This window comes from Brachybacterium nesterenkovii (assembly GCF_900163655.1).
GTDB classification, from domain to species: domain Bacteria; phylum Actinomycetota; class Actinomycetes; order Actinomycetales; family Dermabacteraceae; genus Brachybacterium; species Brachybacterium nesterenkovii.
The window spans coordinates 113,891-128,709 of sequence record NZ_FWFG01000048.1; the positions used below are offsets into that span (position 1 = coordinate 113,891).

At 72.5% G+C, this 14,819-nt stretch carries 10 protein-coding genes and 1 pseudogene; 5 read left to right on the forward strand and 6 right to left on the reverse strand.

Annotation, left to right across the window (positions count from 1 at the left end; translation table 11 throughout):
* Window positions 1-15 precede the first annotated feature (15 nt).
* The 3 genes from FM110_RS05220 to FM110_RS05230 all read right to left on the reverse strand — a co-directional run bounded on the left by FM110_RS05220 (window position 16) and on the right by FM110_RS05230 (window position 3,263).
* Window positions 16-1,092 (reverse strand): alpha/beta hydrolase fold domain-containing protein, encoded by a 1,077-nt coding sequence (locus tag FM110_RS05220; protein WP_087103305.1) that lies wholly within the window; start codon window positions 1,090-1,092, stop codon window positions 16-18.
* Window positions 1,093-1,414: 322 nt separating this feature from the next.
* Entirely contained in the window at window positions 1,415-2,764 is a 1,350-nt protein-coding gene (locus FM110_RS05225; protein WP_234991930.1) for an MFS transporter, read from the reverse strand.
* A gap of 124 nt (window positions 2,765-2,888) precedes the next feature.
* The gene (locus FM110_RS05230; protein ID WP_087103307.1) at window positions 2,889-3,263 is read right to left on the reverse strand and encodes an L-rhamnose mutarotase; all 375 of its coding nucleotides are present in this window, start codon (window positions 3,261-3,263) and stop codon (window positions 2,889-2,891) included.
* Window positions 3,264-3,491: 228 nt separating this feature from the next.
* Between FM110_RS05230 and FM110_RS05235 the strand changes: the two are divergent.
* Window positions 3,492-4,046, forward strand: a pseudogene (locus tag FM110_RS05235) (L-rhamnose isomerase); the annotation flags it as partial.
* A 42-nt stretch (window positions 4,047-4,088) separates the two neighbouring features.
* Here the strand turns inward: FM110_RS05235 and FM110_RS05240 are convergent.
* Window positions 4,089-5,102, reverse strand: coding sequence for a LacI family DNA-binding transcriptional regulator (locus tag FM110_RS05240; RefSeq protein ID WP_087103357.1), 1,014 nt, complete (start codon window positions 5,100-5,102; stop codon window positions 4,089-4,091).
* Window positions 5,103-5,900: 798 nt separating this feature from the next.
* On the opposite strand from FM110_RS05240, the gene FM110_RS05245 reads away from it, so the two are divergent.
* The gene (locus FM110_RS05245) at window positions 5,901-8,075 is read left to right on the forward strand and encodes an alpha-L-rhamnosidase (protein ID WP_407641028.1); all 2,175 of its coding nucleotides are present in this window, start codon (window positions 5,901-5,903) and stop codon (window positions 8,073-8,075) included.
* Window positions 8,076-8,503: 428 nt separating this feature from the next.
* On the opposite strand, the gene FM110_RS05250 is transcribed toward FM110_RS05245, so the two are convergent.
* Window positions 8,504-9,439 carry a GNAT family N-acetyltransferase gene (locus FM110_RS05250; protein ID WP_234991921.1) on the reverse strand — a complete coding sequence of 312 codons (936 nt, stop codon included), beginning with the start codon at window positions 9,437-9,439 and terminating at the stop codon, window positions 8,504-8,506.
* 431 nt (window positions 9,440-9,870) lie between these two features.
* On the opposite strand from FM110_RS05250, the gene FM110_RS05255 reads away from it, so the two are divergent.
* From FM110_RS05255 to FM110_RS14255, 3 genes are all read left to right on the forward strand, one after another.
* A complete protein-coding gene (locus FM110_RS05255) occupies window positions 9,871-11,298 on the forward strand; it encodes an APC family permease (protein ID WP_087103309.1) in 1,428 nt (475 codons plus the stop codon).
* Between the two features lie 13 nt (window positions 11,299-11,311).
* Window positions 11,312-11,701 (forward strand): LysE/ArgO family amino acid transporter, encoded by a 390-nt coding sequence (locus tag FM110_RS05260; RefSeq protein ID WP_087103311.1) that lies wholly within the window; start codon window positions 11,312-11,314, stop codon window positions 11,699-11,701.
* Between the two features lie 257 nt (window positions 11,702-11,958).
* The gene (locus tag FM110_RS14255; RefSeq protein ID WP_200810174.1) at window positions 11,959-12,897 is read left to right on the forward strand and encodes an ASCH domain-containing protein; all 939 of its coding nucleotides are present in this window, start codon (window positions 11,959-11,961) and stop codon (window positions 12,895-12,897) included.
* 282 nt (window positions 12,898-13,179) lie between these two features.
* Here FM110_RS14255 and putP read toward each other — a convergent pair whose 3' ends face one another.
* On the reverse strand, window positions 13,180-14,766 hold the full coding sequence (putP, locus tag FM110_RS05280; protein ID WP_087103313.1) for a sodium/proline symporter PutP: 1,587 nt from the start codon (window positions 14,764-14,766) through the stop codon (window positions 13,180-13,182).
* Window positions 14,767-14,819: the final 53 nt, after the last annotated feature.

Here is a 14,819-nt window from a genome sequence, read left to right on the forward strand (position 1 = left end):
TACCCGCGCCCCCGCTCACTCCCCCAGCAGCGCCGCCATCCGGTCGAGCGACTGCGCCGCCGTCGACAGCCCCACCCGATTCAGGTGCCCGTGCGGCACCCCGCGCCGGATCTCGAACGTGACGTCGACGCCCGCGTCGCGCAGCTGCTCGGCATACGCCCGGCCGCTCCGGCGCAGGTCGTCGAACTCGTCGACCTCGATGTACGTGGCGGGCAGGGCGCGCAGGGCGTCCTCGTCGGCGAGCGCTGCGAACTCGTACGGCGTCGCCGTCTCGACGGGCCCGCCCAGGTAGTTCTCGTTCATCGCGACGGTCGTCTCGGTGTGGAAGCGCAGCACCCCCGGCGTGACGGCGAGCGCCGCCGCCTCCTCCGGCGTGGGCTCCGGGAACACGGCGTGGACGACGGGGTACATGAGCAGCGCGCGCCGCGCGGGGGCGCCCTCGTCGGCGAGGCGCTGGGACAGGGAGGCGGCGAGGGCGCCGCCTGCGCTGGCCCCGCCCACGGCGATCCGCGACGGGTCGATGCCGAGGTCCGCCGCGTGCTCGCGCACCCAGGTGAAGGCCGCATGCGCGTCGTCGAGCGGGATCGGGGCGTGCACCCCGGTCTTGCCGCGGGGGTTGGTCGTGGCGGGCGCGCCGCCCATGTCGGCGGGCACGTCGCACAGGCGGTAGAAGACGGAGACGACGACGGCGCCGGCGCGTCCGGCGATGCCGCGGGCGACCTCGTGGGCCTCGGGCATGTCCAGATCACCGCCGATGAACGCTCCGCCGTGCAGCCACACGAGGCATGGGCGCGGCGCACCGGGATCGCTGACCGCACCGGCCCGCGGATCGTCGGCCGCACCGTCCCGCGCTTCGTCGCTCGGGGCGTAGATGCGCACCGGGACGGGGCCGTGGGGGCCGGGGAGCTCGCGGTCGGGGATCTGCAGATCCCAGGTCTCGGGGTCGCCGTGCGGGGCGTCCCAGGCCCGCATCGCCGGGTGATCGAATTGCATCGGCCCGAGGTCCCGGATCAGCGGAAGGCGCTCGGCGAGCTCGGGCAGGAAGCCCGGGGCGTCGTCGTGCGTCGTGGCGGGGCTGTCGGTGGTGGTCATCGGGACTCCTTCGTCATGCGGTCGGGTGGAGTGATGGTCGCGCGAGCACGCTGTGTCCGCCACGGGGCATCGAACAGTTGACATGGTCACCGTCGCACATGCGATGGTCGGACCGGTGACGTGACCAGCGAGCACCAGGCGACCGAGCCGGGCACGTGCACGATGTGGTCGATTTTCGTCGGCACGGCGACGCGGAGTGGTCGATCTCCGTCGGAAAGATGCCGCTGCCCCGACGAAGATCGACCATTCCGCAGGGCGGCGCACGCCAGACGCACGCCCTCGGCGAGGACACCGGCGTCACCTCTCCGACGGGGTCCTCCCCTCAGCGTGCGACGCGCTGCACGTAGCGCTCGAGCTCGATCTGCTCGAGCGATTTGCCGCGCGTGTTCGGGGCGCCGATCACGCCGATCAGGAGTGCAGCCACGAGGAAGCCGAACATGATCAGTCCGACGAAGGGCACGCCTCGCTCGGCCAGCATGGTCGGGAAGAAGTAGCTGAGGATCCCGACGGCGATGCGCGCCACGAAGAACAGGACGCCCTGGGCGCTGGCCCGGTACGGGGTCGCGAACATCTCCGCCGTCCACAGCGCGTAGAAGGCCTGCGCACCGATGCCGGCCGACGCGCCCCACAGCACCGCGAAGAGGATCAGCAGCGGCATGGTCACATGCGCGAAGACGAGAAGCACCCACGCTGCGATGCCCAGCACCGCTCCGATCGCGTAGAGGACGCGCCTGTCCATGCGGTCGCCGAGCATCATGAACCCGACATAGGTGACGACCACCGTCATGGTCCATAGGAGCACCTGCAGGAGGTTCTGCTGGGCGGGATCGGTGACACCGGCGGTCTGGTAGACGCGCGGCATGAAGATGCCCATCTGACCGGCCACGGTGTTCCACAGGCTGTAGACGCCGATGAGGAACAGCAGGGCGGTGATGTTCTTGGGGTGCGAGAGCAGTTCGAGGAAGCCGCGGTGGCGCACCGCGGCGCCGCCGGCCCGGGCGGCCTCGTCGCGGGCCTTCTTGTGGTCGCTCCAGATCGTCGACTCCGCGAGGCCGCGGCGCACCCACCAGGTGATGAAGGCGATGACGAACAGGTGGGCGAAGATGATCCGCGACCCGAGCAGGCCGAGCGGGACCAGCGCGGTCGCGATCGCGAACACCACGGCCGGGCCGAGCGACCAGGCCAGCTGGGCGGTGCCCACGTGCCGGGCGCGCTGACCCTCGGGCGCCTGCTCGGCGATGTAGGTGATGTAGGTCCAGGCCACGGGCACGCCGGCGCCGACCGCGATGCCGGTCAGGACCACTCCCACCAGCAGCATCCAGGGCGCCGCCGCGAACACCACCAGCAGCGTGCCGAGCATGTAGAGGATCAGGTCGTAGGTGTAGATGAACTTGCGTCCGTAGCGGTCGCCGAGCGGCCCGCCGATCATCGCGCCGACGGCGGCGCCGAACGCGTTGGCGGAGATCGCGGCGACGAGGCCGACGGTCCAGTCGGTGAAGCCGAAGTGCTCCTGCCAGAGGCTGAGGCTCGTGGCCAGGCGAGAATCGATCCGGCCTCGATGTAGTTGGACATGGCGACGGCGATCGTCGCCTTCCAGCCGCGGACGGTGCCGGGCTTCGGGCCGGCGACGTCGGGGGTCGTGGTCATGGGTTCTCCTCAGGTGTTCGGGAATGGACTGGGGCGGGTGCGGAGGACGGTGTTCATCCGACCGCGTTGGTGCGGTCGATGGCGATGGGGCCCACGACGGTGGGCGCGGGCACGGCGGAAGGCTGTCAGCGGGATCCGCTGGGGATCGGTCAGGCGAGGTGGAAGTACTGCGGAAGGATCTGCTTGTCCCCGCCGCCGGGGGTGAAGTACTCGGCCATGGCGGCCTCCCAGCGGAGCGAGACGCTCGCGCGGGCGATCGCCTCCTGTGCGGCGTCGCAGTCATCAGCCTCGAAGTAGCCGACGACGATGCCGTCCTCGGGACGGAGGAACAGGGAGTAGTTGCGCCAGCCGGCGTCCGTCAGGGCCTCTCGCATCTCGGCCCACACGTCCTGGTGGGCTTCGACGTAGTCGGCAAGGCGCTCCGGCTGCACGTGCAGCAGGAAGCAGCAGCACGAAGCGCTGCGGGCGTCGGTCGCTGCGAGCAGGGAGGCCAGGCGTGCGACGTCGGCATTCTCGGTGGTCATGCGGCTCCTCCTCGAGCTCTCGGAGGGCGGGTCCTCCTTCGGCCCCGCCTCTGACGTCGTCGTCGCGGGACCCATGCGGTCCGCATCGACCGGGACTCACCTTGTGAGTCGTTTCACGCGATGCTCATGTCCTTCATGAGTCGTTTCACGCGACATCGACGACGAGTTCCGGAACGACCCCAGAGACCATCGCGACCCACCTACCGAGCTCTCACCGAGGAGAACCCCATGACCGCCCACCCCCTCGAGGCCCTGCCCGAGGACGTCGCCCGCGACCTCGCGGAGTTCACGATCGAGGTCCCCAGCTGGGGGTACGGCAACTCCGGCACCCGCTTCAAGGTGTTCAGCACCCCGGGCACGCCCCACGACCCCTTCGAGAAGATCGCCGACGCCGCCCAGACCCACGCGTACACGGGCAGCGCGCCGCGCGTGTCGCTGCACTACCCCTGGGACCGGGTCGAGGACTTCGGGAAGCTGGCCGACTTCGCCCGCGAGCAGGGCGTGTCGATCGGCATGATCAACTCCAACACGTTCCAGAACGACGACTACAAGTTCGGCTCCCTCACCCACGGCGACGCCGCGATCCGCCGCAAGGCCATCGACCACCACCTCGAGTGCATCGACGTCATGCGCGCCACCGGCTCGAAGGAGCTGAAGATCTGGCTGGCCGACGGCACCAACTATGCGGGCCAGGACTCGATCCGCGCCCGCCAGGACCGCCTGGCCGAGTCCCTCTCCGAGGTCTACGCGGGCCTCGCCGACGACGAGCGCCCCTCGATCGAGGCCTGACCGGGCCAGGCCTCGCCCGCCGTCTTCGGGCCCGGGTCACGCCCCGCTGGACTCCCGCACCACGAGCTCGGGCTGGAACACGATCCGTCGGTGCTGCGCCTCGGCGCCCTGCGCGATCTCCTCCTCGAGGAGCGCGAGCGCGGTGCGGCCCATGAGGTCCGCCGGCTGGGACACCGAGGTCAGCGGCACGATCGCCGAGCGGGCGAACTCGATGTCGTCGTAGCCGACGATCGCGATCTCCTCGGGCACGGCCACCTCGTGGCGGAAGGCGCACGCCTGCAGGACGCCGACGGCCAGGAGGTCGTTGACGCAGAACACGGCGTCGGGACGCTCGGCCCGCGGCATCGAGACGATCCGCTCGCCCACCTCGCGCCCGGCGAGGACGGTCAGGGCGTCGGCCTCGAGCACCTCGAAGCGGGCACCGGCCTCCTCGGCGGCGGCACGGGCGCCCGCCTCGCGCTCGGCGACCTGGCGGATGTCGCGGCGTGCGGCGACGACGGCGATGCGGCGGCGTCCGGCGCCCACGAGGTGCTCGACGGCCATGCGCCCGCCGGCCACGTCGTCTACGGAGACGGAGGGCATCTCGGGGTCGCCTGCGAGGTCACGGCCATCGGCGATGCCGTCCTCGACCAGCACGACGGGCGTGCCGCGGCGGCGGATGGCGGCGGGCAGATCGCGATCGCCGCCCGTGGACGCGAGGAGGATGCCGCGCACGCGCTGCTCCTCGAACAGGGACAGGTACAGGCGCTCGCGCTCGAGGCGGTTGGCGGAGCTGCCGGCGATGACGGCGAGCGCGGAGGCTTCGGCGGCGGCCTCCATCCCGCCGACGACGTCGGCGTAGAAGGGGTTGGCGAGGTCGAGGACGACGGCGCCCACGGTGCGGGAGCGGCCCATCTTGAGCTGGGGGGCGGCGTCGTTGCGAACGTAGCCGAGCTCGGCGATCGCGGCCTCGACGCGGGCGCGACGGTCGGCGGAGACCTGCTCCGGGCGATTGAGCACGTTGGAGACGGTGCCGACGGATACCCCCGCGGCGCGCGCCACGTCCTTCATGCCGACGGGCTTCTTGCCGACGGGGCGTGTGGTGGCCACCGAATCCTCCGTTCCCGCGGCCGCCGTCGGCGCCGTCCAGGGCCATCGTCCGGGCGGCGGCCCCGACCGGGCGCCGGCGGCAGGCCACCCTGCCGTCGATGGCACCGAGCGAGGCGTCGTCCGGGTCGTTGTGGCGACCATGCACCGGTCGCCTGCCGCGCGGGGAGCGCGCGGCGGTGAGGCGACGGTATCGCACCTGCGGCCCCGGGCCGCCCGCATCGGGCAGATGGGCCAGCACCGAGACCGGAACGCCCGCCCGGGGAGCAGGGAGCAGGGAGCAGGGACACAGCCTCGATGCGCCCCGGGGCGCATCCCTCGCACGCGCGCCCCACTCCATACCGCCGATGCCCGTTCATGCCCGTCCGCGCCCGCCCGCGCCCGTCCGCGCCCGCCCGCGCACGCTCGCCCGCCCACGCTCGCCCGCACACATGCCCGGCTCCCCTGCCTGCCGCGCCCCCGTCTCCGCCTTAGGCCACATCTTGCAACGTTTCACGCTCTGTCATCGAATGGTTCCCGAGCCCGCTCCTGCGCGATCCCGCCCGGCCCCGTTCCCGGCGGCAGTCGCGCACCGCGGACCCCGCGCCCGGGGCCGCCGCATCGGCCGCCCGCGGGCCGCATCACCCGTCGAGTCGAGGAAGACCATGACCGCACCTGCCGCATCCGGCACCACCGCCTCCGCACCCCTGACCGTCCTCGAGCAGGCCGTCGCCATCGCGGCCGGCGACCCCGAGGGCCGCCTGCCCGTCCCTGCGCACCTCGATCGCCCTCGAGCAGGACGCGGCCCGCATCGCCTCCGCCGAGCTGCTCGCGACCGCCCACGGCGTCTACGAGGCGAGCATCGACGGCGCCCCCGTCACCGACTCCGTCCTGAACCCGGGATGGACCGCCTACGACGACCGCCTGCAGGTCCAGCGCTTCGACGTGACCGATCTCCTGCGCTCCGCCTCGTCCGCGCCCGAGCTCAGCATCCGCCTCGCCGGCGGCTGGTGGCACGGCAACCTCGGCTTCGAGGGCGCCAACGCGAACTACGGCCCCGACACCGCCCTGCTCGCGGCCCTCGTCATCACCTATGAGGACGGCGCCGTCCAGACCGTCGTCACCGATGAGTCGTGGAGCGCGACCCTCTCGACCGTCGAGCACGCCTCTCTCTACGCCGGCCAGCGGGAGGACCGCCGCCTCGAGGCGGAGGACGCCGCGGTGCGCGCCGTCGAGATCGACCGCGCGACGCTCATCGAGCAGGCCTCCCCGCTCATCGGCCGCCACGAGGTGCTGCGCCCGCAGCGCATCTGGACCTCCCCGTCGGGCAGGACCCTCGTCGACTTCGGGCAGAACCTGGTGGGATGGATCCGCTTCGCCGTCGCGGGCCCCGAGGGCACCGAGATCGCGCTGCGCCACGCCGAGGTGCTCGAGCACGAGGAGCTCGGCACGCGGCCCCTGCGCGGCGCCGAGGCGACCGACCGCCTGGTGCTGGCCGGGACCGGGGAGCCGGAGGCGTTCGAGCCCACCCTCACCTTCCACGGCTTCCGCTACGCCGAGGTCACGGGCTGGCCCGGCGAGCTCACGGCCGATGACCTCGAGGCCGTCGTCGTCCACTCGCGCATCGAGCGCACCGGCACCTTCGAGTGCTCGAACGACGATGTGAACCAGCTGGTCAGCAACGTGGTGTGGGGTCAGAAGGGCAACTTCCTGGGCGTCCCGACGGACTGCCCGCAGCGCGACGAGCGCCTCGGCTGGACGGGCGACATCGCCGCCTTCGCCGCGACCGCCGCCTACCAGTTCGACGTCTCGGACTTCCTGCACTCGTGGCTGCTGGACCTCGCGGCGGACACGCGCACCAACGACGGCGGCTGGGTGCCGTTCGTGATCCCCGATGTGCTGCGCCACGCGAACTTCCCCGAGGAGTTCGCGGCCCAGGCCGACGCCTGGGGCGGGGTCACCGCGATCTGGGGCGACGCCTCCGTGTGGGTGCCGCAGGCCTTGTGGAACGCCTACGGCGACCTCGACGCCCTGCGCGCCGAGTACCCGGGCATGGTGCTGCACCTGGAGTCGGTCGAGAAGGTCCTCTCCCCCTCGGGCCTGTGGGACCAGGGCTTCCAGTTCGGCGACTGGCTCGACCCCGACGCCCCGCCGGACCAGCCCGCTGCCGCGAAGGCCGACACCGGCGTGGTCGCGACCGCATGCCTCATCCGGTCCGCCCGCTTCGCCGCCGAGACCGCGCAGCTGGTCGGCGAGAGCGCCGACGCCGAGCGCTGGCAGTCCCTCGCCGACCGCGCCCACGCGGCGTTCGTCGCGGCGTACGTGAGCGAGGACGGCCGGATCACCTCCGACTGCGCGACGGTGTACGCCCTCGCGATCGCCTTCGACCTGCTGGAGGGCGATGTGCGGGCGAAGGCGGGCGACCGCCTGGCCGAGATTGTCGCCGAGGCCGGCTACCGGGTGTCCACGGGCTTCGCGGGCACGCCGTTCGTGACGTGGGCGCTGTCGGAGACGGGCCACGCCGATGCCGCCTACCGCCTGCTGCTGGAGCGAGAGTGCCCGTCGTGGATGTACCCGGTGTCGATGGGCGCCACGACGATCTGGGAGCGCTGGGACTCGATGCTCCCGGACGGCTCGATCAACCCCGGCGAGATGACGAGCTTCAACCACTACGCCCTGGGCGCCGTGGCCGACTGGATCTACCAGGTGGTGCTCGGCATCCGTCCGGCGGAGCCCGGCTACCGCCGCGTGCGCATCCAGCCCGTCCCCGGCGAGGGCGTCACGTGGGCCAAGGGCGCACTCGACACGGTCTCCGGCCGCGTCGAGGTCTCCTGGAGCACCGGGGCCGGCGGCGCGCTGCGCCTGGAGACGACGATCCCCGAGGGCGTGCCCGCGACGATCGTCCTGCCCGACGGCACGGGGCACGAGGTCACGGGCGGGTCGCACACGTTCGGCTGAGGCGGATCCCGGCGCGCCCTCCGGACAGGGATGGCGGAGCGGCGCGCGGGTGACGCCCGCTCCCGTGCAGACCGGTCCCGTGCAGACATTCGGCGCGCTGGGGACGCCCGGCCATGCGACGGGACGACGGGCGGGCGGGGCACCGAGGGACGCCCAGCCCGCCAGCTGCCCCTCGCCTGTTCTGGTCGTTCCACGGGGTGCCGACCGGTCTGCCCGTCGGTCCGCAGCCCGTTCTGGTCACTCCCGGTCGGAATTCACGCCCGATAGCGACGACTTCTGACCAGAACGCGCTCCCACGCTGAGGGGCGCATCCCCGAGCGCCATGATGGGACTCAGATCAGGCCCGATGTGAGTCGCAGAGCGGCGCTGGATGGGACGACGGGCACGAGAGCGCCTTTCGGACACCCCTGCGCTTCCGCAGCCTGCCGTCAGCGCCGCCAGACGTAGGGCGTGGTCGTCGAGACCTTCACCAGGCCGGAGCGCTCGAGGATCGGCCGGGAGTCCTCCGTCGAGTCGGAGTGCACGAGAGTGCGCCCCATCGCGAGGGCCTCGCGGGCACGGGCGGCGGTCAACGCCCGGTAGATCCCGCGGCCGCGGTATGCGGGCAGCGTCGCGCCGCCCCAGATGCCGACGAAGCGGGTCCCGGGCACGGGCTCGAGGCGGCCGCCGCAGACGATCACGCCGTCGACCTCCGCCGCCCACAGCTGCATGCCGTCGGCGCGGTCGGCCTCCCGCTCGAGCCGCGCCAGGATCTCCTCGGCGCGCACCGGGTCCACGTCCTCGCCGAAGGCACGGTCGACCGCGGCGCACACCGCGCGGACATCATCGGGCTCCGTGGCGCGACGGATGACGACGCCCGCGGGAGCATGAGCGTCGAGGAGCGCGGTGAGCGGGCCGATCATGATCGACTCGGTCTCCTCGGGCACGAAGCCGCGGGCGACGAGCGACTCGTGCAGGCCCGGGCCGACGTCGTGGCCGCGGGTCTTCCACTCGACCTCGGTGCAGGCGGTCTGATCGCGGAAGTGCGCGAGGGCGGCGTCGACGAGTCGCCCGATTGCGGTCGCGTCCGCACCGCCGAGGTCGCGGTAGGTGATGAAGCCGCGCCCGCCCGCGAACTCGGCCAGGCGCAGCGGACCGAGCAGCTCGACCCGGAGCGCGCTCGGCGTCTCGGCCTCGGTGCGCAGCTCCTCGTCGTAGGCGCGCAGCAGCGCGGCGGGGTCGGGGGCGTCGGAGACAGGAGCCCGCCGCGCCTCAGCAGAGGCCGATGCCCCGGCCTGCGCGGCAGAGACAGCATCCGGAGGGGAGGCGGGAGCAGGGTCGGGGACGGCGGGGTCCGGGGCGGGAGCAGCGTTCATCGTGGTCATCGTGGTCGATCCTGCGCCCTCGCATCCCCCGCGTCCACCGCAATTCCGCCCGCTGCATCCGGCCTGCGTTCCACCTGTCGCTCCCGAGGCGCGGGGAGCACCGATCGCATCGGGCTGGGACGGCGAGTCCCGCACAGTCGCACCAGCCAGGAGCCGGACGACGAGCACTCCCGGCTCCTGCTCTCGATCGGACGACGCGCCCCGGCCTCCGCCTCTCCGGTCCGACGACAGGACCTGACTGTGCCGCCCATCGCGTCCGACGACGCGCACCCCGGCCTCCGATCGGACGACGAGCACTCCCGGCTCCTGCTCTCGATCGGACAACGCGCCCCGGCTCCCGCCTCTCCTGTCCGACGACGCGCCCGCGCTGTCGCGGTTCGTCGGACCCGCCGCGCATGATGGGGCGATCCCCTCCCGGAAGGACCATCTCCATGGCGGAGCTCAAGAAGTCCCTCGGCATGACCTCCCTCATCGCCCTCGGCGTCGCGGGCGTGGTCGGGTCGTCCTGGATCTACACGTCGTCGACCTTCTTCGCGGACCTCGGCGCGGGCGGCATGATCATCGGCCTGCTCATCGGCGCGGCGCTCGCGGCCTGCGTGGCCCTCGCCTACGGGGAGCTGACCTCGGCGATCCCGCGCGCCGGCGGGGAGGTCGTGTGGGGCTACACCGCGCTGGGCCGCCCGTTCGGCTTCGCGACCGGCTGGTTCCACATCGGCGCCTACATCTCCTCCCTCGCGTTCTACGTGACCGCCTTCGGCACCCTGCTGGGCAAGTACGTCCCCGGCATGGACGCGATGCCGCTGTACTCGATCGCCGACGAGGCCGTCACCGCTCCCGTGCTGATCGCCGGCCTCGTGCTCACCGCGATCGTGTTCGCGCTCAACTGGTGGGGCGTGTCCCTCGGCGCCCAGATCCAGGTGGTCCTGTTCGCCGTGATGATCGTGATCGGCCTGGCGCTGGCCGGCACCGCCCTGGTCCACGGATCGCCGTCGAACCTGCTGCCCCTGTGGACGCCCGAGCAGGAGCCCGTGACCTCGACCCTGCGCATGGTGGTCCCCGGCATCACCTACGTCGTCGGCTTCTCCCTCGTGGCCGTGCTCGCCGAGGAGTCGAGCCTCCCGCCGGCGCGCGTGGGGCGCGCGGTCGTCCTGACCGTCGCGTGCGCCGCGGCCTTCTACGCGACCGTGCTGCTCGCGACCGCGTACGTCGTGCCGTGGGAGGACGTCGCGGGCATGGAGCTCGGCACGATCGACGCGTTCACCGCCGCCGGCTTCCCGCTGCTGGGCCTGGGCGCCTTCCTCATCGCCGTGCTCGGCCTGGTCACGAGCTTCATCGGGCTCTTCGTGGCGTCCAGCCGCGTGGTCCTCGCCCTCGCGCGCGCCCGCATGCTCCCCCATGGCCTCGCCCGCATCGACGAGCGCTCCGGCGTCCCGCGCCGCGCCCTGCTGTTCGTGCTCGCCGTGACGGTGGCCTTCGGCCTGCTGGGTCCGGGCGCCATCGTCTGGTTCCTCGACGCCGGCGGCGTGTTCCTCGGCATCGTCTGGCTGCTGGTGTGCATCGCCAAGTACCGGATGCCCGCCCGCTACCCGGGCCTCGAGTACACGTACCGTGCGCGTCCCGCGTTCCTCCCGGCCGTCGGCGCGATCGGCGCGACCCTCGTCATCGCGTTCACCGTCATCCCGGTCCCCGGGGTCGCGATGTCGCTCGTCTGGCCCGCCGAGTACATCCTGCTGGGCGCGTGGGCACTCCTCGGGACGGTGCTCTACCTGGTCACGCCCGCGCCGACCGATCAGGAGGGCACGTTCCGCGAGATGCTCGGCCCCCACGCCGACAAGCTCCTGGCCGCGCGGCGGGGCTGAGCCCGCCGCGCTGATGGACAGCGCGCCCCGGGCCCTGGATTCGACGGGGTCCCGGCGGCGCCTCCCATCTCAGCCCTTCTCCGCAGCCCCGTCGCCGAGCACCGCGTCGAGCGCGCCCCGGTCGGGGGTCGCGCTGACCACGCTCGCGCTGACGTTCCTGAACCCGCACGTGTATCTCGACACCGTGCTGATGCTCGGCACGATCGCGTCCGGGCACGGGCCCGTCGGCCGCTGGTGGTTCGCCGCGGGCGCGATGGCCGGGAGCATCCTGTGGTTCTCGCTGCTGGGGCTCGGCGCCCGCGCCCTCGCCCCGCACCTCGCGCGCCCGGCGGTGTGGCGGGTGCTGGACGTGCTGATCGGCGTGATGATGCTGGTGATCGCGGCGCTGCTCGTGCTGCGCTGAGGCGGCCCCGCCTCCAGCACCCGCGCACGCCCGCGCTCCAGCTCCTGCTCGCGCACCCGCACCCATTCCCGCTCTCACGCGCGCACCCGCCCCTGCCGAGCACCGCCTTCGCCTGCCGAGCACCGCCCCGCACCCGCACCCGCACCTGCCGAGCGTCACGATGGGTGCCAGATTCGGCCCTAGATGAGTCGCAGCATGACACTCGGCGGAGAGATGGGCAGAGATGCGCCCCTCCCCCGCAGGACTACCCTCGCGACATGGACATCCAGTGCATCGCGGGCTTCGGCCCGATCGGCCCCGACGCGGGCACGACCCACCGCTTCTGGTCGCAGGACCTCGGCATCCCCTTCGACGAGCTCGCCCCCGACTACTTCCACGCCCAGGACCTCGACGGCGCGAGAGTGTTCGGGCTGTGGCCGCTGGCCCAGGCGGCCGAGGCGACGTTCGGGAGCACGGAGTGGCCTGCCGATCTGCCGGTCCCGCAGGCGTGGATCGAGCTCGAGATGGCCTCCCCCGAGCAGGTGGGAGAAGGCCTCGAGGCGCTGCGCGGGCGCGGCCATCGGATCCTCGTCGATGCGCACGTGGAGCCGTGGGGCCAGACCACCGGACGCCTGCTGACCCCCGAGGGTCTGCTGCTGGGACTGTCGTACATGCCGAGCTTCCACCCCGATGACGCGCTCATCGGGGACGACGGGACGGACACCACCAGCGGGACGGACACCACCAGCGGCACGGCCGCCAGTACGTCCACCGGCACGGCGGTCGGGGATGGCCCGCAGACGGCGGAGCCCGCACCGGCTGCGGCCTCGTCCGCAGCGGGGCCTGCCCCCGCCGCGGCCTCGTCCGCATCGTCGCCCGCACCGTCATCGCCCCGTCAGCGCATTGCGATGCTCGCCCGCTACGAGGAGCAGATCCGCTCCGGGGCGAAGCTGCAGACCATCCGCGTCGACGGCCCCTTCGCAACGGGCCCTGCCGACATCGTGCTCCTGGGCGCGGGTGCCGACGGCGCCGACCTGCTGCTGCCCGTCGAGGTCACGTGCGTGCGCCGCACGAGCGTCGGCGAGCTCACCGACGCCGATGCGCAGGCCGACGGCTACCCGGCGCTGCCGCCGTTCCTCGACGCCCTGCGCACGCACATGCCCGAGCTCTCCGACAGCGACGTGCTCGACGTCGTGACGTACCGCCTCGGCGACTGAGCGCCCGGACCGCACCCGCGCCCGCGCCCGCGCCAACACCTGCACCCGGCACCCGCGCCAGCACCAGCACCAGCACCAGCACCCGCGCCAACACCTGCACCCGGCACCCGGCACCCGGCACCCGCGCCAGCACCAGCACCAGCACCTGCACCAGCACGATCACCAGCGGGCGCCCGCGGCAGGCCGGCGCCCAGAGGCACGACGATGGGCCCCTGCCGATCGCCTCGGCAGGGGCCCATCGTCGTCATGCATCGAGCGCAGGGAGCGTGCGGCAGGTGCGCCTCAGACGGCGCTCGAGCTGCCCGTCGCCATCCCGGCACCGGCGTCCATGCCGCTCGCGGTCTCGTGCACGGGGGTCTGCCCGTCGGCGAGCGAGGCGACCATGTCGTCGTACTCGTCCATCGCCGCGCGCGGGGGCTGCGGCGTCACGAGCGAGACGAGCACCGCCAGGATCAGGCAGACGAGGAAGCCCGGCACGATCTCGTACAGGTGCTCCCCGCCGAAGAGGTTCCAGTCCTCATCGGGCAGGGCCTTGCCCCACCAGAAGGAGATGACGGCACCGCCGACCATGCCCGCGAGCGCGCCCATCGCCGTGAGGCGACGCCAGTACAGCGACAGGATCACGATCGGACCGAAGGCGGCGCCGAACCCCGCCCAGGCGAAGGCGACGAGACCCAGGACCGAGCTCTCCGGGTCGAGGGCCAGCAGGCCGGCGATCACGGAGACCACGAGGACCCCGATCCGCCCCGCCCACAGCTTCGCGATCGGGCCCATCTCCATGCCGACGCCGCCCAGGAGATCCTCGACGAGCGCGGAGGACGTCACGACCAGCTGCGAGGAGATGGTCGACATGATCGCCGCGAGCACCGCGGCCAGCAGGACCCCGGCGATGAGCGGGTGGAACAGGATCTGGGACAGGTCCAGGAACACGGACTCGCCGTTGGTGGTGTCGGTGAGCTTCTCCGTCCCGTTCTGCTGGAAGTACGCCATACCCGCCATCGCGGTGAGGACCGCGCCGAGGACGCACAGGATCATCCAGGTGATGCCCACGCCCAGGCCGTAGCGGGCGTCGCGGGAGGAGCGCAGCGCCATGAAGCGCACGATGATGTGGGGCTGGCCGAAGTAGCCCAGGCCCCAGGCGAGCGAAGAGATGACGCCGACGGCGGTCGCGCCGCGAGTCATCGAGGCGAAGTCGGCGTTGACCTGGCGCACGGACTCGAGCATCTCACCGGGACCGCCGACCGCCATGATCGCCGCGACCGGCACGGCTATGAGGGAGACGAGCATGATCAGGCCCTGGACCACGTCGGTGTAGGTGGCGCCGAGGAAGCCGCCGAAGAGGGTGTAGACCACAGTCACGCCCGCGACGATCAGCATGCCCGTGAGGTAGTTCCCGCCGAACATGGACTCGAAGAACTTGCCGCCGGCGGCCATTCCGGAGGACACGTAGAAGGTGAAGAACACCAGGATCACGAGGCCTGCGGCGATGCGGAGCAGACGCGTGCGGTCGTACAGGCGGTTGCCGAAGAAGCTCGGCACGGTCAGCGAGTTGCGGGCGATCTGCGTGTACTGGCGCAGGCGCGGGGCCACGAAGTACCAGTTCAGGGCGGCACCGACGGTCAGGCCGACGGCGATCCACGCCTCGACGAGCCCGCCCATGTAGAGCGCGCCGGGCAGGCCCATGAGCAGCCAGCCGGACATGTCCGCGGCACCGGCGGACAGCGCCGCGGTGAAGGGGTGCAGGCGGCGGCCGCCGAGCATGTAGTCATCGCCGTCGTCGGTCTTCTTGTACGCGTGCAGGCCGATCGCGAGCATCGCGAGGAAGTAGATCGCGAGCGCGATCAGCTTCCAGATCACGTCCCAGTTCATCATCGGGCTCCGGGGGTCGGGGAGAGGCGAGGTGCGGCGGATCAGTGGTCGCC

Bases quoted from the DNA above. Each gene is read 5' to 3' on its own strand.
- FM110_RS05230 (WP_087103307.1), bottom strand. From the start codon at position 3,263: ATGACCACCGAGAATGCCGACGTCGCACGCCTGGCCTCCCTGCTCGCA.
- FM110_RS05250 (WP_234991921.1), bottom strand. From the start codon at position 9,439: ATGACCACGATGAACGCTGCTCCCGCCCCGGACCCCGCCGTCCCCGAC.
- FM110_RS05260 (WP_087103311.1), top strand. From the start codon at position 11,312: ATGGACAGCGCGCCCCGGGCCCTGGATTCGACGGGGTCCCGGCGGCGC.
- FM110_RS05255 (WP_087103309.1), top strand. From the start codon at position 9,871: ATGGCGGAGCTCAAGAAGTCCCTCGGCATGACCTCCCTCATCGCCCTC.
- FM110_RS14255 (WP_200810174.1), top strand. From the start codon at position 11,959: ATGGACATCCAGTGCATCGCGGGCTTCGGCCCGATCGGCCCCGACGCG.
- FM110_RS05220 (WP_087103305.1), bottom strand. From the start codon at position 1,092: ATGACCACCACCGACAGCCCCGCCACGACGCACGACGACGCCCCGGGC.
- putP (WP_087103313.1), bottom strand. From the start codon at position 14,766: ATGAACTGGGACGTGATCTGGAAGCTGATCGCGCTCGCGATCTACTTC.
- FM110_RS05240 (WP_087103357.1), bottom strand. From the start codon at position 5,102: ATGAAGGACGTGGCGCGCGCCGCGGGGGTATCCGTCGGCACCGTCTCC.